Source organism: Luteimicrobium sp. DT211, assembly GCF_049844995.1.
GTDB lineage: Bacteria > Actinomycetota > Actinomycetes > Actinomycetales > Cellulomonadaceae > Luteimicrobium.
Genome location: NZ_JBNCMC010000001.1, coordinates 847,109 through 866,833, shown reverse-complemented (window position 1 = coordinate 866,833; position 19,725 = coordinate 847,109). Strand labels below are relative to the sequence as shown.

General features: G+C 72.5%; 21 protein-coding genes. 11 read left to right on the top strand and 10 right to left on the bottom strand.

Annotated features, from left to right (window positions below):
- The first annotated feature begins 7 nt into the window (after nt 1-7).
- On the top strand, nt 8-1,495 hold the full coding sequence (locus ACLQ14_RS03955) for an MFS transporter (protein ID WP_425810086.1): 1,488 nt from the start codon (nt 8-10) through the stop codon (nt 1,493-1,495).
- Here ACLQ14_RS03955 and ACLQ14_RS03950 read toward each other — a convergent pair.
- On the bottom strand, nt 1,488-1,673 hold the full coding sequence (locus ACLQ14_RS03950) for a hypothetical protein (RefSeq protein WP_425810084.1): 186 nt from the start codon (nt 1,671-1,673) through the stop codon (nt 1,488-1,490). The genes ACLQ14_RS03955 and ACLQ14_RS03950 overlap by 8 nt on opposite strands.
- 103 nt (nt 1,674-1,776) lie before the next feature.
- On the opposite strand from ACLQ14_RS03950, the gene ACLQ14_RS03945 reads away from it, so the two are divergent.
- Nucleotides 1,777-2,274 (top strand): GNAT family N-acetyltransferase, encoded by a 498-nt coding sequence (locus ACLQ14_RS03945; protein WP_425810082.1) that lies wholly within the window; start codon nt 1,777-1,779, stop codon nt 2,272-2,274.
- Nucleotides 2,275-2,287: 13 nt separating this feature from the next.
- Here ACLQ14_RS03945 and ACLQ14_RS03940 read toward each other — a convergent pair whose 3' ends face one another.
- Nucleotides 2,288-2,824: a GNAT family N-acetyltransferase gene (locus tag ACLQ14_RS03940; RefSeq protein WP_425810080.1), complete on the bottom strand. Its 537-nt coding sequence runs from the start codon at nt 2,822-2,824 to the stop codon at nt 2,288-2,290.
- Between the two features lie 209 nt (nt 2,825-3,033).
- Here ACLQ14_RS03940 and ACLQ14_RS03935 point away from each other — a divergent pair, with 209 nt between their 5' ends.
- The gene (locus tag ACLQ14_RS03935; RefSeq protein WP_425810078.1) at nt 3,034-4,932 is read left to right on the top strand and encodes a phosphatase PAP2 family protein; all 1,899 of its coding nucleotides are present in this window, start codon (nt 3,034-3,036) and stop codon (nt 4,930-4,932) included.
- Between the two features lie 77 nt (nt 4,933-5,009).
- Here ACLQ14_RS03935 and ACLQ14_RS03930 read toward each other — a convergent pair whose 3' ends face one another.
- Complete coding sequence (locus ACLQ14_RS03930) at nt 5,010-5,372, bottom strand: VOC family protein (RefSeq protein ID WP_425810076.1); 363 nt, start codon at nt 5,370-5,372, stop codon at nt 5,010-5,012.
- Nucleotides 5,373-5,450: 78 nt separating this feature from the next.
- Nucleotides 5,451-6,959, bottom strand: coding sequence for an SDR family NAD(P)-dependent oxidoreductase (locus tag ACLQ14_RS03925; protein WP_425810074.1), 1,509 nt, complete (start codon nt 6,957-6,959; stop codon nt 5,451-5,453).
- 445 nt (nt 6,960-7,404) lie between these two features.
- On the opposite strand from ACLQ14_RS03925, the gene ACLQ14_RS03920 reads away from it, so the two are divergent.
- The 4 genes from ACLQ14_RS03920 (at nt 7,405) to ACLQ14_RS03905 (ending at nt 10,188) form a co-directional block, all read left to right on the top strand.
- Nucleotides 7,405-8,079 carry an SPFH domain-containing protein gene (locus tag ACLQ14_RS03920; RefSeq protein ID WP_425810072.1) on the top strand — a complete coding sequence of 225 codons (675 nt, stop codon included), beginning with the start codon at nt 7,405-7,407 and terminating at the stop codon, nt 8,077-8,079.
- A 127-nt stretch (nt 8,080-8,206) separates the two neighbouring features.
- Nucleotides 8,207-8,467, top strand: coding sequence for a GlsB/YeaQ/YmgE family stress response membrane protein (locus tag ACLQ14_RS03915; protein ID WP_425810070.1), 261 nt, complete (start codon nt 8,207-8,209; stop codon nt 8,465-8,467).
- 108 nt (nt 8,468-8,575) lie between these two features.
- Complete coding sequence (locus tag ACLQ14_RS03910) at nt 8,576-9,538, top strand: cold-shock protein (protein ID WP_425810068.1); 963 nt, start codon at nt 8,576-8,578, stop codon at nt 9,536-9,538.
- Between the two features lie 23 nt (nt 9,539-9,561).
- Nucleotides 9,562-10,188: a GNAT family N-acetyltransferase gene (locus ACLQ14_RS03905; RefSeq protein WP_425810066.1), complete on the top strand. Its 627-nt coding sequence runs from the start codon at nt 9,562-9,564 to the stop codon at nt 10,186-10,188.
- 63 nt (nt 10,189-10,251) lie between these two features.
- Here the strand turns inward: ACLQ14_RS03905 and ACLQ14_RS03900 are convergent, their stop codons facing one another.
- Nucleotides 10,252-11,196 carry an alpha/beta hydrolase gene (locus ACLQ14_RS03900; protein WP_425810064.1) on the bottom strand — a complete coding sequence of 315 codons (945 nt, stop codon included), beginning with the start codon at nt 11,194-11,196 and terminating at the stop codon, nt 10,252-10,254.
- Nucleotides 11,197-11,411: 215 nt separating this feature from the next.
- Between ACLQ14_RS03900 and ACLQ14_RS03895 the strand changes: the two genes are divergently transcribed.
- Complete coding sequence (locus ACLQ14_RS03895; protein WP_425810062.1) at nt 11,412-11,813, top strand: MarR family winged helix-turn-helix transcriptional regulator; 402 nt, start codon at nt 11,412-11,414, stop codon at nt 11,811-11,813.
- A 156-nt stretch (nt 11,814-11,969) separates the two neighbouring features.
- On the opposite strand, the gene ACLQ14_RS03890 is transcribed toward ACLQ14_RS03895, so the two are convergent.
- The 5 genes from ACLQ14_RS03890 to ACLQ14_RS03870 all read right to left on the bottom strand — a co-directional run bounded on the left by ACLQ14_RS03890 (nt 11,970) and on the right by ACLQ14_RS03870 (nt 15,903).
- Entirely contained in the window at nt 11,970-12,635 is a 666-nt protein-coding gene (locus tag ACLQ14_RS03890) for an SDR family oxidoreductase (RefSeq protein WP_425810060.1), read from the bottom strand.
- A 147-nt stretch (nt 12,636-12,782) separates the two neighbouring features.
- A complete protein-coding gene (locus tag ACLQ14_RS03885; protein WP_425810058.1) occupies nt 12,783-13,577 on the bottom strand; it encodes an ABC transporter permease in 795 nt (264 codons plus the stop codon).
- Entirely contained in the window at nt 13,574-14,389 is an 816-nt protein-coding gene (locus ACLQ14_RS03880) for an ABC transporter permease (RefSeq protein ID WP_425810056.1), read from the bottom strand. Before ACLQ14_RS03880 ends, ACLQ14_RS03885 begins: the two co-directional genes overlap by 4 nt.
- On the bottom strand, nt 14,386-15,345 hold the full coding sequence (locus ACLQ14_RS03875; protein ID WP_425810054.1) for an ABC transporter ATP-binding protein: 960 nt from the start codon (nt 15,343-15,345) through the stop codon (nt 14,386-14,388). Before ACLQ14_RS03875 ends, ACLQ14_RS03880 begins: the two co-directional genes overlap by 4 nt.
- A 132-nt stretch (nt 15,346-15,477) precedes the next feature.
- On the bottom strand, nt 15,478-15,903 hold the full coding sequence (locus ACLQ14_RS03870; RefSeq protein ID WP_425810052.1) for a histidine phosphatase family protein: 426 nt from the start codon (nt 15,901-15,903) through the stop codon (nt 15,478-15,480).
- 182 nt (nt 15,904-16,085) lie between these two features.
- On the opposite strand from ACLQ14_RS03870, the gene dnaK reads away from it, so the two are divergent.
- The 3 genes from dnaK to ACLQ14_RS03855 are packed head-to-tail and all read left to right on the top strand — an operon-like array spanning nt 16,086 to nt 19,698.
- The gene (gene dnaK, locus ACLQ14_RS03865; protein WP_425810050.1) at nt 16,086-17,966 is read left to right on the top strand and encodes a molecular chaperone DnaK; all 1,881 of its coding nucleotides are present in this window, start codon (nt 16,086-16,088) and stop codon (nt 17,964-17,966) included.
- A 23-nt stretch (nt 17,967-17,989) separates the two neighbouring features.
- Nucleotides 17,990-18,625 carry a nucleotide exchange factor GrpE gene (locus tag ACLQ14_RS03860; RefSeq protein WP_425810048.1) on the top strand — a complete coding sequence of 212 codons (636 nt, stop codon included), beginning with the start codon at nt 17,990-17,992 and terminating at the stop codon, nt 18,623-18,625.
- 47 nt (nt 18,626-18,672) lie between these two features.
- Nucleotides 18,673-19,698: a DnaJ C-terminal domain-containing protein gene (locus ACLQ14_RS03855; protein WP_425810046.1), complete on the top strand. Its 1,026-nt coding sequence runs from the start codon at nt 18,673-18,675 to the stop codon at nt 19,696-19,698.
- Nucleotides 19,699-19,725 lie beyond the last annotated feature (27 nt).

The following is a 19,725-nucleotide window of genomic DNA, read 5'->3' as shown; positions in this document are numbered from 1 at the left end:
CCCTGCCATGACCATCACCCCCGCGGACGAACGCCGCGTCGCACCGCCCCGTCCCGTGGCCGCCCCCGCCACCCCGGTCGCGCCCCCGCGGCTCACCCGGCCCCTCAAGGTGACCCTCGCGGTCCTCCTCGTCGCCCAGTTCATGCTGGCCGTCGACTTCTCGATCCTGAACGTCGCGCTCCCCGCGGTCGGCCAGGACCTCGGCTTCTCGCTCGCGAACCTCCAGTGGGTCGCGACCGCCTTCGCGCTTGCCGCAGCAGGCTTCACGCTCTTCTTCGGGCGGATCGCCGACCTCGTCGGGCGCAAGAAGATCTTCATCGGGAGCCTCGCCCTCCTCGGCGCTGCGTCCCTCGCGGGCGGCCTGGCCACCAGTCCCGCCGTCCTGCTCGCCGCCCGGGTGGCCCAGGGGCTCGCCACCGCGGCGGCCACGCCGGCCGGGCTGTCCCTGCTCACCACGTCATTCCCCGAGGGGCCCCTGCGTCAGCGGGCGCTCGGGGTCAACGGAGCCCTGATGTCCGCCGGCTTCACCACCGGCGCGGTGCTCGGCGGCGTGCTGACCGACCTTCTGTCGTGGCGGTGGGCGTTCCTGATCAACGTTCCCGTGGCGCTCGCGGTCGTCGTCGTCGCGCCGACCTTCATCAAGGAGTCCCGGCCCGCCGTCAGACCGCGCCTCGACCTGCCCGGCGCGCTGACCGTCACGTCGGGGCTGCTGGCCCTGGTCTACGGGCTGACCCAGGCCGGCGAGCACGGCTGGACGGACGTGCGCGCCGCCGTCGGTCTCGGCGCCGGCGCTGTCCTGCTCGTCGCGTTCTTCCTGGTCGAGCGGCGGGTCGCGGAACCGCTGGTCCCGCTCGCCACGCTCCGCCGACGCACGGTGGCCTGGGGGAACGTCATCGGGCTCATCGCCTTCGCCACCGAGACGTCGCTCGTCTACCTGCTCACCCTCTACCTGCAGCGGTCGCTCGGGTTCTCGGCGCTCGCCGCCGGTCTCTCGTTCGGGGTCCTCGGCCTCGGGACGGTCCTCGGCGGGCTCCTCGCCCCCCGCGTCATCGCGAGGTGGTCGGCCCGGACCGCCCTCATCGCGGGAGGCCTCGTCCAGGCCTTCTTCACGGCGACCCTGCTGCTTCTCGGGGGCACGTCGGCGTCGATGGCGCTGCTCCTGCCCGCCACCTTCCTGGGCGGGGTCGGGAACATGCTCGTGATCGTCGGCTTCATGGTCACCGCCACCAGCGGCCTGCCCGACGCCGAGCAGGGCCTCGCGACCGGCCTCGCGTCGATGTCGCAGCAGGTCGGCATCACGATGGGCACGCCGATCATGTCCGCCGTCGTCAGCGCGGCCGTGGTCGGGACCGCCACCGCCTCCGCGGTCCGGCACGGAGTGGCCGCGGCGCTCGTCGTGAACACCGCGCTCGTCCTGCTCGGCGTGGTCCTTGCACTGGTGTTCCTCCGCCCGGGCGGTCGCGCCGCCGGGCGCCCTGAGGCGCGGGTCAGATGATGGCGCGCGCCCTGCGTGCCGTCGCGTCGACCCCGCGCAGCACCCGCGAGGTCGTCGTGGGGCCCTGGTGCTTCTGCTCGGCGCGTTCGGCGAGCCGGCGGGCCACCCACCCGGCGAGCGGGATGAGGATCGCGGCGATCACGAGCGTCCTCAGACGCAGCTTGAGCAGCCTCCACATGGTCGTGCCCTTCCTCGAGTTTGGTCCGACGGTAGGCGCGGCGCTGCGGCTACGCGCGTCGACAGCCCCGCCCGTGGCCGGTGGGTTCGGCTAGCCTGCCGAGATGTCACGACCCGAGCCCGTCCTGCGCGCCGCGACGACCGACGACGCCGACCGCCTCGGCGCCGTCCACTACACCTCGTTCGTGGAGACCTACACCGGCCTCGCGAGCTCCGAGTTCTGGGACCGTGCGTCGGCGGAGCGGAGCGCGGCGGGCTGGCGGCGGTGGCTCGACGGGGGCGTCGAGGCCACGGTCGCCGAGGTCGACGGCGCCATCGTCGGGCTCGCCGTTGCCGGTGCCAGCAAGGAGACCGGAGGGCACGCCGCGGTGCGCGACCTCGAGCTCAGCAACCTCTACGTGCTCGCCGCGCACCACGGCACGGGCGTCGGCCAGGCCCTCCTCGACGCCGTCCTGCCGCCCGCCACCCCGGCCCAGCTCTGGGTGGCGGAAGGCAACCCGCGGGCCGTGCGGTTCTACCGGCGGAACGGCTTCGAGCCCGACGGTGCCACCGACGACGGCGCGACGTTCGGCGGGATCGCGGCGGTCCGCCTGGTGCGGTGAGGTCCCGTGTCGCTCAGGCGACCTCTCCGCCCGGAGCCCGCACCCCGAGCCACTGCTCGGCGTCGAACGCGTGGAACCGGCCCGCCTCGGTGAAGCCGAGCTTGGCGGCCACGCGCATCGAGCCGAGGTTCGCGGTCCGGGTGCAGAGCGCGACCGGACTTCCGGGGCCCGTGCCGTCGAACCAGCGCAGGACGCCGGCGCACGCCTCCGTCGCGTAGCCCCGGCCCCAGCCGTCGGGGAGGAACAGGTAGCCGAGCTCGGTGACGACGTCCGGCCGGAGGTTTCCCTGGTCGGCGGCGTCGCGGGGGTCGAGCATGACCGCGCCGATCGTGGCGCCGTCGTGCTCGACGACCCAGAGCCCCGGACGGCGCCGGGGCGGGTCGGGGAGGTCGCGCTCGACCTCCTCGCGCGGGCGTGACCCGCCGATGAACCTGCCGACCTCCGCCGAGGACATCAGCTCGACGAGCGCAGCCCGGTCGCCGGCCTCGGGCTCCCGGAGGAGGAGGCGCTCGGTCCGGAGAGGCTCCGGTGGCCAGGGGAGAGCACTCATGGGGCCGCTGCGGCACGGGAGATCAGCGCGGGAGGCACGGGCACCACGGTATCGACGGGAGACGCCACGGCGCGGTCGACGTCGCCCGATGCTTCCGCGGCGTTCACCGGCACGTCGTCGACGCGTTCGCGGCCTTGCCTACGGTCGCAGCAGCCCGCGGCCCCGGCCCGGGTCGCCACGCACCGCGAACCCGAGAGGAAGCCGCTCCCATGCGCCTCGCCCGCCCCTCCGTACCGTCCGCTCGCGCTCGAGCGTGCGTCCTGGGCGTCGCCGGCGTCGGCGTCGTCGCCGGGCTCGCGGCGTTCGTCGCGCCCGCCCAGGCGTCCGGCACGTCGACGACGTCCGGCAGCTCGGCCGCGGCCGGTTCCACCGACCCGTGGGGCCGCCACTTCGTGGACAGCTACCGGACCAACGTGAGCACGAACACGACGGGCGCGACGAACGCCGCGATCGGCCTGCTCTCACCGTTCAGCACCCTGTGGCAGGCCGGCAGCACGTGGGACACGGGCACCGCGCTCGACGCGCCGGTCCTCGAGTCCAACATCGCCCAGGCCGCGACCATCACGCAGACGCGCACGGCCGCGCAGGGCGACGAGGCCTACCTCGACGACCGGCGGAACCAGAGCTACTCGTCGATCGCCGGCCTGGGGTCGCTCGCGGACGCCTTCCGCGCCGGCTCGAACGCGGGCACCACGATCCCCGACACCGTTGCCGACGACGCCACCACCACGCGCCACGACGACGGCGGGAACGCGAACGGTGCCTGGGCGGACACGTCGTCGTCGCTCGGCAAGGTCGTCGAGCTCGTCAACACGCTGCGGGGCAACTACTCGTCGGGCAACAACGCGAAGAGCTTCTACCAGTACCCCCGGCCCTGGCGGCAGAGCGACGCCGTCTCGGTGCTCCCGGCGCTGGTGCCGGCCGAGTCGACGACGCCCGCCACGGACGGCGGGTTCCCCAGCGGCCACACCAACGCCGCCTACCTGGCCAGCTTCGCGTTGGCCTACGCCTACCCCGAGCGCTACGACGCGCTGATCGGCAACGCGTCGGAGATCGGCAACAGCCGCATCGTCGCGGGCATGCACTCGCCCCTCGACGTCATGGGCGGCCGGGTTCTCGCCACGGCGCTCGCGGCCGCGATCCTCGACGACCCGGCGAACTCGTCGCTCGAGCAGGACGCGCACGCGCAGGCCGAGTCGGTGCTGTCCGCGGCGGACGGCTCCGCGGACGACTCCGGGGCCGCGAGCGACGCCGACTACGCCCGGGCCCGCGCGGAGTACCGGCAGCGCCTGACCTACGGCTTCACTCAGACCGGCGACACGCACGTCGCGGCGTCGGTCCCGAAGGGCGCAGAGGCGCTGCTGCGCACCCGCCTGCCCTATCTGAGCGACGCGCAGCTGCGCGAGGTCTTGCGCACGACGGCGCTGCCCTCCGGCTACCCGTTCCTCGACGACGCCGAGGGCTGGGGCCGGCTCGACCTGTTCTCGGCGTCGAACGGCTACGGCGCGCTCGACCGTCCGGTGACCGCGACCATGGACGCCTCGCAGGGCGGCTTCGACGCGTCCGACACCTGGCGCAACGCGATCGCCGGCAAGGGCTCACTGACCAAGAAGGGCTCCGGTGCGCTGACGCTCTCGGGCGCGAACGCGTACCGCGGCGGCACGACGGTCGACGGCGGCACCCTCACCGCGGCGTCGACGACGGCGCTCGGCACCGGTTCCGTCGCCACCGACGACGCGACGCTCGCCGAGACCGCGACCGGGACGCTTCGGGTCGGCGGAAACCTGACGCAGCGCCGCGACGCCGCGCTGTCGCTCACGGTCGAGGGCCGGGGGCCGGCCGTCTCGGTCGCCGGCCGGGCGACGCTCGGAGGCTCCGTGAAGATCGCCGTCGCCGACGGCGCCGCGGTCGCGTCGGGCGGCGACGTGGTGCTGGTCGCGGCGCACCAGGTTTCCGGGCGCTTCCAGCACGTCGAGGTAACCGGGCTCGCGTCGGGGTACCGGGCGACCGTCGAGTATCGGGGCGGGCGCGTGCACCTGGTCGTCACGTCGACGCGCGGGCACGGCGCTGGGCCGCACGACTCGCACGGCACGGGCCGACGCCACTGACGGCCCACCCGCGGCGCTCCGCCAGGTCGACGACCGGCCCCGCCGAACCCCCGGCATCGCGCCGGCCGACGGACCGGTCAGGCCTCGGTGGTGCCCTCGTAGAGCCCGACGACGTTGCCGTCGGCGTCCGCGAACGCGGCCCACCAGCTCGTCGGGGAGATCTCGGACTTCTCCATCGCGACCGTGCCACCGAGCTCGCGGACCCGGGCGAGCGCGTCGTCGATCGAGTCGACCTCGACGTAGCTGCGGGGCTGGGTGAACCCTTCGCCGCGGGGGGTGAGCCCGCCGCCGCTGATCCCGTTGGGCGCGCGCCACATCGGGTAGTCCTCGAAGCCCGGAGGTGCCGCGATCTGCCAGCCGAACAGCCCGCCGTAGAACTCCGCCGCCGCCTTCAGGTCGGTGACCGGGATGTCGATGTGCGTGATGTCTCCGTGCGCCATGGCACGCCTCCGCGGGGAAGGGCGGCCGCCGACGGGCCGCCTGATGTCCAGGTTAGGCCGCGGGACGCCGGCGCGCGCTCACCAGGCCGCGCGCACGTAGTCCTTGAGGAAGCAGCCGTAGAGGTCCTCGCCGGCCTCGCCGCGGACGATCGGGTCGTAGACCCGCGCCGCGCCGTCGACCAGGTCGAGCGGGGCGTGGAACCCTTCGTTCGCGAGCCGCACCTTGGTGGCGTGGGGCCGCTCGTCGGTGATCCACCCGGTGTCGACGGCGGTCATGAGGATGCCGTCGGCGAGCATGTCTTCCGCGCTGGTGCGCGTCAGCATGTTGAGCGCCGCCTTGCTCATGTTGGTGTGCGGGTGTCCCGCGCCCTTGTAGCGGCGCGAGAACACGCCCTCCATCGCGGAGACGTTCACGATGTACGTCCGCCGGGCCGGCGACGCGGCCAGGGCCGGGCGCAGCCGGCTGATCAGGATGAACGGCGCGGTCTGGTTGCAGAGCTGCACCTCGAGCAGCTCCATCGGGTCGACCTGGTCGACCGTGGCGACCCAGCTGTTCGTGGTCGCCACGTCGGGGATCAGCCCGCCGGCGTCGATCGAGGTGCCCGCCACGAGCCGCTCGAGGCTCGCGGCCTCGGCCGTCAGCGACTGAGCCGTCAGCTCGTCGGCAGCGCGGGCCGCCCGCTCGATCGCGAGCGCGGGGCTCGTCAGCTCGCTCACCGAGCCGGCGAGCGCGCGGGGGTGGGCGTCGCTCGTGTGGCCGAACGTCGTGATCATCCGGGCTACGTCGTCGGGCACGGGGGCCAGCTCGGCGTCGGCGAGCCGCGTGTACGCGCCGGGCGACCGGCGCACGGTCTGCGCGGCGTTGTTGACGAGGACGTCCAGCGGGCCCTGCGCCGCGACGTGGTCCGCGAGTGCCACGACCTGGGCCGGGTCGCGCAGGTCGATCCCGACGACGTGCAGCCGGTGGAGCCAGTCGCTCGCGTCGTCCATCGCGCTGAACCGGCGGACGGCGTCGCGGGGGAAGCGGGTGGTGATCGTCAGGTCGGCGCCGTCGCGGAGCAGCCGCAGCGCGATGTACATGCCGATCTTGGCGCGGCCGCCGGTCAGCAGGGCCCGGCGTCCGGTGAGGTCGGTGCGGGCGTCGCGCTTGGCGTGGTGCAGCGCCGCGCAGTCCGGGCAGAGCTGGTGGTAGAACGCGTCGACGACCGTGTAGTCCTGCTTGCACACGTAGCAGGGGCGTGCGCGGCGCAGCGTGCCCGCGACGGCCCCGGTCGACGTCGACGTCAGCGGGAGGCCCTTGGTCTCGTCGTCGATCCGCCCCGGGCTCCCGGTCGCGGTCGCGGCGACGACGGCCGCGTCGGCGGTGCTGATCGCCTGACGCCGCTCGTCCCGTCGGTGCTTCTTGGCCGCCTTGAACAGCGCGGACGACGCGCGGCGGGCGGCCGCGTGCTGCGCGTGCGTCTGCGGCAGGACGGCGACCTGGTCCATGACGCGCAGGAACGTCGCGAAGTCGGCAGGGTCGATGCCGTCCTGCTCGGTGGTGGTGACGTCGAGGTGTCCCGTCGACGTGGTCGAGTGCGCGCTCATGCGGCGTCCGTCCTGCATGGGAAAGGGCCCGTCGCGGTCTCGCGGGCCCGAACGATTCTACGGGGCCGGCCCCCCGGGCCGGTGGCGGTCACGGGACCGGCCTGTGCTCTGCCGACGGTCTGGCGGGGCAAATCCGATGACGCGCAGCGCTCCGAGCGTCTAGCGTCGCGGTGCTCCGGAAGAGCAGCCGGGCGGCGTCGCCGTCGCGGGTCCTGTGCCGAACGCCGGAGCACTGCTCTGGTAAGCAGCGCCTCTCGCGCCCGGGTTCGACTCCCGACTCGCCGGCCGGCACGGGTCACCAGGGTGGCCGTGGTCTGCGACGCCCGTCCCGACGGGACGTCCCCCACGACCGTCCGACGCGTGCCGGCCGGTCCGCGCGCGGGCGTGGCCGACCAGGCGTGGTCGCGCCCGCCCCGGGCCGGCCGGACGACGAGAGGAGGCGAGCATGAGAGTCGTCGTGCAGGAGTGGCAGCGTGTCCTGGTGTATCGGGACGGGCTTTTCGAGGTCGAGCTCGGCCCTGGTCGTCACCGGTTGGCGCGCAGACGGCGGACGGTCGTGCCCGTCACGGTCCGTCCGCGCCTGGTCGTCACGCCGGTGCAGGAGGTCCTGACGGGTGACGGGCTCGCGGTCAAGATGAGCCTCGCGTCGGTGGTGCGCGTGGACGACGCCCGGGTGTGGCACGAGGCCGTCGACGCGCCGGACGCGTTCGTCTACGCCGCGGTGCAGGTCGCGCTGCGCGAGGACGTCGCGTCGCGCACGCTCGACGAGCTGCTCGCCGACCGGTCGGAGGTGGGCGAGCGCCTGCTCGTCGCCACGCGCGACAGCGCCGCGCGGGTCGGTGTCGTCGTCGAGAGCGTGGCGCTGCGGGACGTCGTCGTGCCGGCGGAGCTGCGGCGTGCCGCCGCCGACGTCGCGACCGCCCGCGCCGAGGGCCTCGCAGCCCTCGAGCGGGCGCGCTCCGAGGTCGCAGCGACGCGTGCGCTCGCCAACGCGGCGCGCATGGTCGCCGACCAGCCCGCCCTGCTGCAGCTGCGCACGCTGCAGGCTGTCGAGGCCGGTGGCGCGACCGTGTTCCTGTCGACAGGCGCCGCGCCGGTCGGTCCTGTCGTGCAGGCCTGACGCAGGAGCGAGTAGTGGAGAGGGCCGGCCGTCCTCGGGGGCGGCCGGCCCGTCACCGTCGAAGGGTCCGCCGCCGGTCGGGGTCGCCCGACGCGCCCCGTGCGCCGACCTGTTCTACCCTCGGCGCGTGCTCATCATCGGTCTCATCCTCTTCGGCATGCTCGTCGGAGCGCTCGCTCAGCTGATTCTCGGACGGCAGGGGAAGGGCATCGACTGGACGATGGCCATCGTCGCCGGTCTGGTCGGCTCGTTCGTCGGAGGGCTGCTCGCGAGCCTGATCGCCGGCGACGGTCTCGCGTTCCGCCCGAGCGGTGTCATCGGCTCGATCGTCGGCGCGATCGTCGTCACCGCGATCTGGCGGTGGGCGAGGACCCGCCAGAGCGCCTGACGCCGTCGGGCTCGGCGTCCCCGCGGCTGAGCACGGGTGCCATCCCGCGGCCTGCACGGGTCGGGGACAATGGGTGGTAGCAACCTCTGCTGCGACAAGGAGTTCACGGTGCCCCAGGGAACTGTCCGATGGTTCGACGCCGACCGAGGGTTCGGCTTCATCGACCTCGGGAACGAGGCCGAAGACCTGTTCGTGCATGCGACCGAGATCGTCGGCGACGACGGACCGCGGGTGCTCCGCGAGGGGCAGGCCGTCGAGTTCGAGGTCGGCGAGGGCGACCGCGGCCCTCAGGCGCGGCACGTCCGCGTCACGGGCGACCGTGCCGCCGACGCCGCCGTCGGTGTGCTCGGCACCGTGAACTGGTACGAGCCGGCCAAGGGGTACGGCTTCGTCGCCGCCGACGGCGGGGGGCCCGAGATCTTCGTGCACAGCTCCGCCATCGTGGGTGGCGGCGTGATCTCCGAGGGTCAGCGGGTGGCGTTCATGGTCGTCGAGGGGGAGAAGGGTCCGCAGGCGGACCACCTGCTCCCGCTCGGGGCGGAAGCGGGCCGGCAGGCTGTGCCGTCAGATGGCGCGGACGGCACCGTGTCCTGGTGGGACGACGTCAAGGGCTTCGGGTTCCTCCTGCCCGACGCCGGCGGCGACGACGTCTTCGTCCACGTCAGCGCGCTCGACCGAGGTCTGACCGAGCTGGCCGAGGGCGAGCGTGTGACGTTCGACGTCGTCGAGGGCGACAAGGGGCCCAACGCCCGCAACGTGCAGCTCGTCGGCGGCTCCGGCGGCGCTCGTGGCGGTGCTCACGGCGGCGCTCGCGGAGGCGCGGATCGGGGCCGGTCGGCTGGCCGCCCGGCGTCGTCCGGTGGTGCCGTGCGCGGAGGCGAGGGCACCGTGGCGCGCTACGACGACGAGCGCGGGTTCGGCTTCATCACGCCCGACGCCGGGGGCGACGACCTGTTCGTGCACGTGTCGGTCGTGCGGGGCACCGAGGCCCTCGAGGAGGGCGACCGCGTCCGGTACAAGGTGCGTCAGAGCGACCGGGGCCCGCAGGCCGACGCCGTCGAGCTGCTCTGAGCCCGCAGCCCTTGCCAAATCCCGTGCTCGTCCGCCGCGACTCGGGCATGCTTGCCGCCGTGGACCCCTACCTGCAGACCGAACGTGTGACGCTCCGCCGTTTCGGTGCCGACGGCGCCGAGCTGCTGACCGAGCTCGACAGCGATCCCGCCGTGATGCGCTACCTGTCGGGAGGCGAGCCGACCCCGCTCGAGCTGTACCGCGATCAGGGCATCCCCGGCATTCTCGCCGCCTACGACCGGTGGGCCGGCGCCTTCGGGCTCTTCGCCGCATACGAGACGGCGGGCAGCGCGTTCGTCGGGTGGTTCTGCCTGCGTCCCGAGCGTGACGGGCCCCTCGACGAGGCCGAGCTCGGGTACCGGCTGCGGCAGGCCGCCTGGGGCAGGGGCCTGGCCACGGAGGTGTCCGCGGCCCTCCTCGCGAAGGCGTTCACCGAGCTCGACGTCCGCATGGTGTGGGGCGAGACGATGGCGCTGAACCGCGCGTCCCAGCGTGTGATGGAGAAGGTCGGGATGGTGGTGACCGAGAAGCTGGAGACGCCCGACGACATGCTGGCGGTCGAGGGAGCCGAGCTCGGCGGCTACCGGTACGAGATCACCAGGGAGCAGTGGGAGCTGGCGCAGGGACTGCCGCACACCCCCGCGAGGTAGCGCGTCTCGCCCGAGGTAGCGCGGAATTCGTGCTATCTCGGGCGAAACGCGCTACCTCGATGGCTACGCCGCGACGGCCGCCGGCGTAGCGGACCCGTGCTCCGCGCTGTCCGCCCGAGCCGCGAGGTTGTCGTCGACGAACCGGGCGACGCGTCCCAGTGCGGCGTCGCCCTCGTCGAGGAGGGCCGCGAACGCCTGGAAGACGTGCGGGACGCCGGGCGTGATGTCGAGGACGACCGGGACGTCGTCGGCGGCGGCCTTGGTGGCGAGCGCGGTGGCGTCGTCGAGGAGGACCTCGTGGGAGCCGGCCTGGACCAGGAGCGGCGGCAGACCGCGGAGGTCGGCGAAGACCGGGCTGACCAGAGGGTCGGTGGCGAGGGTGCCGGTGCCGCCGAGGTAGTCGTCGACGCGGGTGCGGATGGCCGAGGCGGTGAGGTTGGGGTCGACGTCCGCCTTGCCGGTGAAGCTGGCTCCGCCGACGGTGAGGTCGGTCATGGGGGAGAGCACCACGATCGCGGCCGGCATCGCCAGGCCCTGGGCCTTCCCTCCGACGAGCAGCTCGAGCGCGAGGTTGCCGCCGGCGGACTCGCCCGAGACGACGACGGGCAGCCGCGTCCGGTCGAGCAGGGCCCGGTAGGCGGCCGTCACGTCGTGCAACGCGGCCGGGTGCGGGTGCTCGGGTGCGAGGCGGTACTCGACCAAGACCGCTCGCATGCCCGTCCTGCGCGCCAGGTCGGCGGCCAGGCCCGCCGCGCCCCGGGCCGAGCCGAGGGCGAAGCCGCCGCCGTGAAGGTGGAACAGCGTGCCGCGCGGCTCGACGCCCTCGATGTCGACGACGAGTACCGGGACCCCGCCGAGCTCGCCGGGGCTCACGCGGATGTCGTCGGGCAGCGGGTGTGCGGTGAGCATCCGTTCGAGGAGCGGGCGCTGGACGTGGACGTCTCCGCCCAGGTCGAAGGGTGCGTCGCGCAGGATCTGGTGGACGAGCTGTCGCTGCTGAAGGGTCATGGCTGCTTCCTCTGGCGCGTGGGTGGCGGCGATCGGCTGGTCGTGAGTTCGATGCGACCGGTCGGCCGAGGCTGGGGAATCTACATTACAGCTAAGCTAATTAGAGTCAAGCGACTTGCAGCTAAACTGTCGCCTCGGCGGGTTCAGGCGCGAGCGAGGAGGATGGTGTGAGTCAGCTGCGGCAGGTCTTCGACGACCTGGTGAGGTTCGAGACGATGCTGTGGGCGGCGGTCGACGACCGCCTGAAGGCCGAGTGCGGCCTGGGCCTGGGCAGTCTCAACGTGATGTTGATCGTCGACGCGACCCCCTCGTGCCGCGTCCTCGACGTTGCCCAGGCGCTGTCGATCACGGTCGGCGGCACCAGTCAGGCTGTCGATCGCCTGGAGAAGGCGGGCTGGTGCGTGCGCAAGGCCAACCCGGCCGACCGTCGTTCCTCGATCATCGAGCTGACTGCCGAGGGCGAGGTGCTCCTCCGCCGTGCCGGCCCCGTGTTCGACGACGAGCTCGGGCGGCTCCTGGGCGCGCCGCTCACGGAATCCGCGCTCGACCGCCTCGCCGGCACCCTCGGCGTCCTCCGACAGGCCGCCGCCGGCCCCCGCGAAGAGCCGAACCGCTGAGACGCGCCCGGTCACGTGCTCCCCGACCGCTCTGTGGCGCGGCCCCGCCGAACTGCCAGAACCTGCTGCCGCGACCCGCTGGAGGCACCGGATCGTGGCGGCTCGGCGACCCCGGTCGGATTCAGCGACGAAGGCGGGCGGGGACGAGCGCTGTTCTTAGAACCGGGCTGAGAACCCGCCGTCGGTGTTGAGGAGCTGGCCGGACACCCATCGACCCTCGGGTGAGACGAGGAACGACACGACCGCACCGATGTCCGCGGGTGTGCCGAGGCGCCCGAGCGGGTGTGACGGGACGAGCGCGGCGCGCACGTCGTCGTCGATCCAGCCGGTATCGATGGGGCCTGGGTTGACGACGTTGGCAGAGATTCCCCGCGGGCCGAGCTCGCGCGCGGCCGAGATGACGATGCGGTCGAGCGCGCCCTTGGACGCGCCGTACGGCAGGTTCCCCGTCGTGTGATCGCTGGTGAGCGCGACGATAGCGCCGCCCTCGGGCCGTGCTTGGCGCGCGAACGCGGCGACGAGGAGCAGGCTGGCCCGCGCGTTCACCGCGACGTGCATGTCGAAGCTCGCGGCCGTGGTGTCGAGGATGCCGGACTCGACGTCGTACGCGTGGCTGAGGACGAGGGCGTCGATCGGGCCGCGCTCTTGCACGACGGTGGCGACCAGCTCGTCCGGGCCGGTGGGCGTGGAGAGGTCGCACGGGTAGTCGACGTCGGCGAGGTCGCTGGTGGCGACGTCCCAGCCCTCGGCCGTGAGCCGCGGCACTATCCCGGCGGCGATGCTGTTGGGGCGCGCGGCGCCGGTGACCAGAGCGAGGGGCATGCTCTGCACGTTATCGGCCGGGACCACGTCTTTGTGCCGAAGGCCGGCTGTAGGACGGAAGGTGTTCCGACCGCCATAGCAAGGGAGCCCTGCGCGGCCGTGGTGGGCGCGACCAGCCAATGGCTGCCGCGGGATCCGGCCCGGATCTCAACTGCTTGCGCTGTCGTACCGGACCAGCCCGAATCGCCAGATCAGTGCGGTGACCGAGCACGACCCCACGACGACGACCGGGGCGAGCAGAAGCGCTGCGGTCGGGCGCAGGAGCTGTTCACCGGGGAACGATCCGATCAGCGCGGCAGGCGCGAACGAGACCAGGACGATCTGTACCGTCCGCGGGAAGAACAGGCGCGGGTACTGGCCGGCACCGCGCCAGGCCGCGGCCAGGTCGTTGACAGGCTCGATCGAGCGCACCCAGAAGGCCAGCAGGGCGAGGTCCGCCCAGAAGGCGCAGTAGGCGACGGTCCCCGCGAGAGCCCAGACGATCAGGGCGACGAGAGCCTTCGCACCCGACCCGAGGTCGAAGGCGGACGCGGCGACCACCACGACCGCCGCCCCGCTCACACACCGGCCGAGCTCGCTGGGCTGGATCCAGCGCAGCACCGCATAGAAGAAGGTCGGCACCGGCCGGATCATCGCGAGATCCAGCTCTCCCTTGCGGATCGCCGAGTCGAACCGCCGCAGTCCCGGCGACACGAAGCAGTCCATCAGCCCGGTGGTGAACGCGAAGACCCCGACTGCGAGTGCGGCGGCCTGTCGGACGCTCGAGTCGGTACCGATGAAGCTGGTCAGGATGAGCACCGGGAGGATCCCGACGGCCAGCTCGCCGATGCTGGCGCACAGGTGCAGCCACACCTGCGAGCGGAACTGGAGGTCCCGCATGACGGCCTGCCGGAACAGCTTCAGCCAGACCACCACGGTGATGCGTGCGGTCCGCCGGTTCATGCGCCGGCCCCGCTGTACCGGCGCAGGCCGCTGACCCAGACGAGCCGGGCGGCGACGAGAGCGAGAAGCACCCAGGCAGCCTGGACCGCGAGCCCGGTCCGCAACGGGGCGAGGTCGGGCGCGAGCAGCGTCTGGATCGGGAACGCGACCGCATAACCGAACGGCTGGGCCTGCAGGAACGCGCCCCAGGCCGAGGGCATGACCGAGAGGGGGATGAGGGCGCCCGACAGGAACAGGGCGGCGAGCTGGCGGAAGCGGTCCACGGCTGCGACCTCGTCCCACCAGAAGGCCAGCGACCCGACGACGACGTCGAAGCAGAACATCATCGTGGCGCCCATGGCCAGCGCCCAGCAGAAGAGCAGCCAACGCCCGGCGTCGGAGGGCAGCTCGACGTCGCGGTGGAAGACGATCCCCAGGACGACGACGAGCGGCAGCATGGTCGCGAGCTTGGCGAGCTTCTCGGACACGTTGTTCGCCGCCGCGACCAGGTGCGTCGAGCAGGGGCGGACGAGCCAGGCGTTCAGCTGCCCCCCGCGGATGCTCTCGGCCAGGAACCGGGCGGTCCAGCTCGACGTCAGCATGGTCACGACGCTGACCATGACCAGGTAGGTCGTCAGGTAGTCGCGGGTGACCGGGGGCTCGGCACCGCGCGCCATCGCCCCACGCCACACCAGCAGCGAGATCAGAGGCACCACGACGACGCTCGCCTGCATCGCCACCAGCCACCAGCGGTACTGCGTGATCGTCTGGACCTCCTGCTCCACCAGGCTCCGGAGCACCGAGCCGGTACGCCGCGCCGTCGAGGTGCTCACGACTGCACAGCGCTCTCGCTGAACACCTTGGACATGACCTCGTCGAGTCCCGGCTCGAGGACGCGGAAGTCGACCAGCTCCCCGGACCGCGAAGCCGCCTCGACCAGTGCGCCGATCGCCTCGTCACCGAGCTGCACCCGTTCCACGCGTCCGCCGCGGTAGGTGAGGACCGCGTGCTTCGGCAGATCGGCACGCGCGCGCAGTTCGGCGAGCTCGCCGTTGAACGTCGCCCGTCCCCCGGCGACGACCACGACACGTTCGGTCAGCGCTTCGACGTCGCTCATGTCGTGGCTGGTGAGCACGATCGTGGTGCCGAAGGCCCGGTTGATCTCACGGAAGAGGCGGCGCACCACGAGCTTCGCCTGGACGTCCAGCCCGATCGTCGGCTCGTCGGCGAACAGCAGCGCCGGCCGGTGGAGCAGCGCGAGCGCCAGCTCGCACCGCATCCGCTGGCCGAGGGAGAGGTTGCGCACCGGCGTGTCGAGGATGTCGGTGATGCCCAGAAGCTCACCGAGCTCGACCACGGTGGCAGTGAACTCGTTCCGCGGGATCTCGTACATGCTGCGGTGGATCTTCAGCGACTGCCGCGTCGACACGTCCCACCAGAGCATCGCCTTCTGACCGAAGATCACCGAGATCTGCGACAGGAACGGATAGGAGCGGGCCGCCGGTCGATACCCGCACACGCGGAGCTCACCGTCGCTCGGCACCAGGAGGCCGCTCATCATCTTGACGATGGTGGTCTTGCCGGCGCCGTTCGGGCCGAGCAGCCCGACGATCTCGCCGCGCTCGACGGTCAGTTCGAGGCCGACGACGGCCTGGACGCTGGTGAGCTCGCGGCCGAACAGACCGCGCACGGCACCGAGAAGTCCCGGGGGTTGGCGGTAGAAGTCGTAGTGCTTGCTCAGGCCGGTCGCCGAGATGACCGGCTCAGAACGGGTGGCGGGCGAAGGCATGGTCGACTCCTCACCGACCACGCAGGGCGGGGGTCGGTAGAAAGTCGGGCTTCGAGCGCTCCAGCCCTGACGGAGCTCGATCACGAGCCTAGCCGGGGATCGAGGCGAAGGCCTGTCGCCGGAGTCGTCGTGTCACTCGGAGACGAGATGTGCGACGTCGCCTACGCCGACCACGGCACGGTTGTGGAAGTACCCGTCCTCTCGCAGCGTCGTGATGCTGCCCGACGGGACCGGGAACGCGATGTGACCGGCCGCCTCGATCGGCATCCCGATCCAGGCGGCGACGACCAGCCCGGCCGTGAAGCCGTGCGTCACGATCACGAGCTCGTCCACGTCGAGGCCGAGCAGGTCCGTCATCGCGTCGTACACCCGGAGCGCGACGTCGAGCCGGGTCTCCGAACCGGCGGGGAAGTCGTGGTGACGGAGCCGATCGCCGGTCGCGGGCGGCGGGACGAACCGCGCGTCGAGCCACGGCTGCGGTCTCCCGCCCGCCTCCCCGTACGACTTCTCGGAGGCCAGGTGGGAGGGGCGGCGTCGTCCACGCGACCACCCTGCCACGGGCCGAACGGTGCTCGCGAGGGTGTTGGGACGGGGGAATACCCCCGACTTCGTCAAGGTTGAGCGAGACAGACTCAAGTTTGACCGCCGCGGGCTTGCGCGCCCGACGACGGCGTGGCTACCTTGAGTGCAGCAGACTCAACCCGGCCGGGCTCGCCCCGGCGATACAGGAGGCAACACCCATGGCACGTGCAGTCGGCATCGACCTCGGCACCACCAACTCGGTCGTCGCGGTCCTCGAGGGCGGTGAGCCCACGGTCATCGCGAACGCGGAAGGTTCGCGCACCACCCCGTCGGTGGTCGCGTTCTCGAAGACCGGCGAGGTCCTCGTCGGCGAGGTCGCGAAGCGCCAGGCGGTCACCAACGTGGACCGCACCATCTCGTCCGTCAAGCGCCACATGGGCACGGACTGGACCACGGAGATCGACGACAAGAAGTACACCGCCCAGGAGATCAGCGCCCGCGTCCTCGGCAAGCTCAAGCGCGACGCGGAGGAGTACCTCGGCGAGCCCGTCACGGACGCCGTCGTCACCGTCCCCGCATACTTCAACGACGCCGAGCGTCAGGCCACCAAGGACGCCGGGCAGATCGCGGGCCTCAACGTGCTCCGCATCGTCAACGAGCCCACCGCGGCGGCGCTCGCGTACGGCCTGGAGAAGGGCAAGGAGGACGAGCTCATCCTCGTCTTCGACCTGGGCGGCGGCACGTTCGACGTCTCGCTCCTCGAGGTCGGCAAGGACGAGGACGACTTCTCGACCATCCAGGTCCGCGCGACGTCGGGCGACAACCGCCTCGGCGGCGACGACTGGGACAACCGGATCGTCGAGCACCTCATCAAGCAGGTGAAGAACAGCTCGGGCGTCGACCTGTCCAAGGACAAGATCGCGCTGCAGCGTCTGCGCGAGGCGGCCGAGCAGGCCAAGAAGGAGCTGTCGTCGGCCACGAGCACGACGATCTCCATGCAGTACCTCTCGATGAGCGAGAACGGCCCCATCCACCTGGACGAGAAGCTCACGCGGGCCCAGTTCCAGCAGATGACGCAGGACCTCCTGGACCGCACCAAGGGCCCGTTCCACAAGGTCATCTCCGACGCGGGTGTCTCGGTCTCCGAGATCGACCACGTCGTCCTCGTCGGCGGCTCGACCCGCATGCCCGCGGTGACGGACGTCGTCAAGGAGCTCACGGGCGGCAAGGAGCCCAACAAGGGCGTCAACCCGGACGAGGTCGTGGCCGTCGGCGCCGCGCTGCAGGCCGGCGTCATCAAGGGCGACCGCAAGGACGTCCTGCTCATCGACGTGACCCCCCTGTCGCTCGGCATCGAGACCAAGGGCGGCGTGATGACCAAGCTCATCGAGCGCAACACGGCCATCCCGACCAAGCGCTCCGAGGTCTTCTCGACGGCCGAGGACAACCAGCCGTCGGTGCTCATCCAGGTGTTCCAGGGCGAGCGCGAGTTCGCTCGGGACAACAAGCCGCTGGGTACGTTCGAGCTGACCGGCATCGCCCCGGCCCCGCGCGGCGTGCCGCAGATCGAGGTCACCTTCGACATCGACGCGAACGGCATCGTGCACGTCGGCGCCAAGGACCGCGGCACCGGCAAGGAGCAGAAGATGACCATCACGGGCGGCTCGGCCCTCCCCAAGGAGGACATCGACCGCATGGTCAAGGAGGCCGAGGAGCACGCGGCCGAGGACAAGAAGCGTCGCGAGGACGCCGAGACCCGCAACCAGGCCGAGGCGTTCGTCTACTCGACCGAGAAGCTCGTCAACGACAACAAGGACAAGATCCCGGCGGACGTCGCGTCCGAGGTCGAGTCCGACATCGCCGCCGTGAAGTCGGCCCTCGAGGGCGACGACGCGGACGCGGTGAAGTCCGCGCACGAAAAGCTCGGCGCCTCCAGCCAGAAGATCGGCCAGGCGCTCTACGCGGCGGCCGAGCAGGAGCAGGCGGCCGGGAACGCCGGCGCCGCCCAGGACGACGCGACCGCCGCAGCGGGCGCCGGCTCGGCCCCTGACGAGGACGTCGTCGACGCCGAGATCGTGGACGAGGACGACAAGAAGTGACGACCTCAGGGAACACTCCGGACGTGCCGGAGGAGGAGCCCTCCTCCGGCACCCCGTTCCACTTCACCGACAAGCGTCGGATCGACCCGGAGACGGGGCAGCCGCGCGAGGCCGCGTCGTCGGGCACAACGCCCGACGCCGCGGCCCCCGCGGGCGGCGAGGACTCGATCGACCACCTCGACTTCGAGGCCGAGCAGGGCGCCGACGCGCTCGCGGGGGTCGACTCGGCCCTCGCCGCGGCGCAGGCGGAGGCGGCCACGCACCTGGACGCGCTGCAGCGTGAGCGCGCGGAGTTCGTGAACTACCGCAACCGCGCCAAGCGCGAGTCCGAGGCGGCGCGGTCGCGCGGCGTGGAAGATGTGCTGCTGGCCCTTCTTCCTGTGCTCGACGACGTCGAGCGGGCCCGCGCGGCCGGCGACCTCGCCGGGCCGTTCGCGGCGATCGCGGACAAGCTCGACGGCGTCCTCGCCAAGTACGGGGTGGAGCGCTTCGGTCGGGTCGGCGAGGAGTTCGACCCGAACCTGCACCACGCGCTCATGCACCAGGCCGACGCGGACGCGACCTCGACGACGATCAGCATCGTCATCGAGCCGGGCTACCGCATCGGCGAGAAGGTGGTCCGGCCGGCGAACGTCGCCGTCGTCGGGCCCGAGAGCTGATCCGAGCCGAGGGCTCGCACCGACCGAACGACACGAAGGGAGACGCCGTGACCGGGCAGGACTGGTTCGAGAAGGACTTCTACGCGGCTCTCGGCGTCCCCAAGGACGCGGACGACGCCGCCATCAAGCGGGCGTACCGCAAGCTCGCCCGGCAGTGGCACCCCGACCAGAACCAGGGGGACGCCGCCGCGGAGGCGAAGTTCAAGGAGATCGGCGAGGCGTACGCCGTTCTGTCGGACCCCGAGCAGCGTCAGCAGTACGACGCCGTCCGGGCGATGGCAGGCGGCGGCGCCCGCTTCTCCGCCGGCGGCCCGGGCGGCGGCGCGGGGGCCGGCGGGTTCGAGGACATGTTCGGCGGGATGTTCGGGGGCGGCGCCCCCGGCGGCCAGCGCGTCCGCTACTCGTCCGGCGGTGCCGGCGGTGCCGGCGGCGCCGGCGGGGGAGGCTTCGAGGACATCCTGTCCGGCCTCTTCGGCGGCGGCGGTGCTGCCGGTCCGTACGGACGCCAGGCGCCGGTACGCGGCCAGGACGTCCTGACCTCCACGACCCTGCCGTTCCGCACGGCGGTCGAGGGCGCTGAAGTGACGTTCGACGTCGACGGCCGGACCGTGCGCGCCCGCATCCCGGCCGGCATGCGCGACGGGCAGAAGCTCAAGCTGGCCGGCAAGGGCCGGACGAGCATGACGGGCGGCCCTGCCGGCGACCTCGTGGTGACGGTCCACGTCACCCCGCACCCGGTGTTCTCGCTCGACCCGGCGAACCCCAAGAACCTGCGGATGACCGTCCCGGTCACCTTCCCGGAGGCCGCCCTCGGCACGACGCTCGAGGTGCCGACGCTCGACGGGCAGACGGTGCGCGTGAAGATCCCCGCCGGGACGCCGTCGGGCCGGACGCTGCGGGTCAAGGGACATGGCGTCAAGACCGCCAAGGGCACAGGCGACCTCTACGTCACCGTGCAGGTCGTGGTGCCGCAGAAGCTCTCCAAGGCGGCCAAGCAGGCCGTCGAGGAGTTCGCGTCCCAGACGTCGGCCGACGACGTCCGGGCGGACCTCGCCCAGCGCGCGGCGCAGTGAGCGCCGCCGCGGCACCCGCCCAGGGAG

What these genes read in the sequence shown, in the direction of transcription:
- ACLQ14_RS03955 (WP_425810086.1), top strand. Translation starts at nt 8, where the DNA reads ATGACCATCACCCCCGCGGACGAACGCCGCGTCGCACCGCCCCGTCCC.
- ACLQ14_RS03950 (WP_425810084.1), bottom strand. Translation starts at nt 1,673, where the DNA reads ATGTGGAGGCTGCTCAAGCTGCGTCTGAGGACGCTCGTGATCGCCGCG.
- ACLQ14_RS03945 (WP_425810082.1), top strand. Translation starts at nt 1,777, where the DNA reads ATGTCACGACCCGAGCCCGTCCTGCGCGCCGCGACGACCGACGACGCC.
- ACLQ14_RS03940 (WP_425810080.1), bottom strand. Translation starts at nt 2,824, where the DNA reads ATGAGTGCTCTCCCCTGGCCACCGGAGCCTCTCCGGACCGAGCGCCTC.
- ACLQ14_RS03935 (WP_425810078.1), top strand. Translation starts at nt 3,034, where the DNA reads ATGCGCCTCGCCCGCCCCTCCGTACCGTCCGCTCGCGCTCGAGCGTGC.
- ACLQ14_RS03930 (WP_425810076.1), bottom strand. Translation starts at nt 5,372, where the DNA reads ATGGCGCACGGAGACATCACGCACATCGACATCCCGGTCACCGACCTG.
- ACLQ14_RS03925 (WP_425810074.1), bottom strand. Translation starts at nt 6,959, where the DNA reads ATGAGCGCGCACTCGACCACGTCGACGGGACACCTCGACGTCACCACC.
- ACLQ14_RS03920 (WP_425810072.1), top strand. Translation starts at nt 7,405, where the DNA reads ATGAGAGTCGTCGTGCAGGAGTGGCAGCGTGTCCTGGTGTATCGGGAC.
- ACLQ14_RS03900 (WP_425810064.1), bottom strand. Translation starts at nt 11,196, where the DNA reads ATGACCCTTCAGCAGCGACAGCTCGTCCACCAGATCCTGCGCGACGCA.
- ACLQ14_RS03895 (WP_425810062.1), top strand. Translation starts at nt 11,412, where the DNA reads ATGCTGTGGGCGGCGGTCGACGACCGCCTGAAGGCCGAGTGCGGCCTG.
- ACLQ14_RS03890 (WP_425810060.1), bottom strand. Translation starts at nt 12,635, where the DNA reads ATGCCCCTCGCTCTGGTCACCGGCGCCGCGCGCCCCAACAGCATCGCC.
- ACLQ14_RS03885 (WP_425810058.1), bottom strand. Translation starts at nt 13,577, where the DNA reads ATGAACCGGCGGACCGCACGCATCACCGTGGTGGTCTGGCTGAAGCTG.
- ACLQ14_RS03875 (WP_425810054.1), bottom strand. Translation starts at nt 15,345, where the DNA reads ATGCCTTCGCCCGCCACCCGTTCTGAGCCGGTCATCTCGGCGACCGGC.
- dnaK (WP_425810050.1), top strand. Translation starts at nt 16,086, where the DNA reads ATGGCACGTGCAGTCGGCATCGACCTCGGCACCACCAACTCGGTCGTC.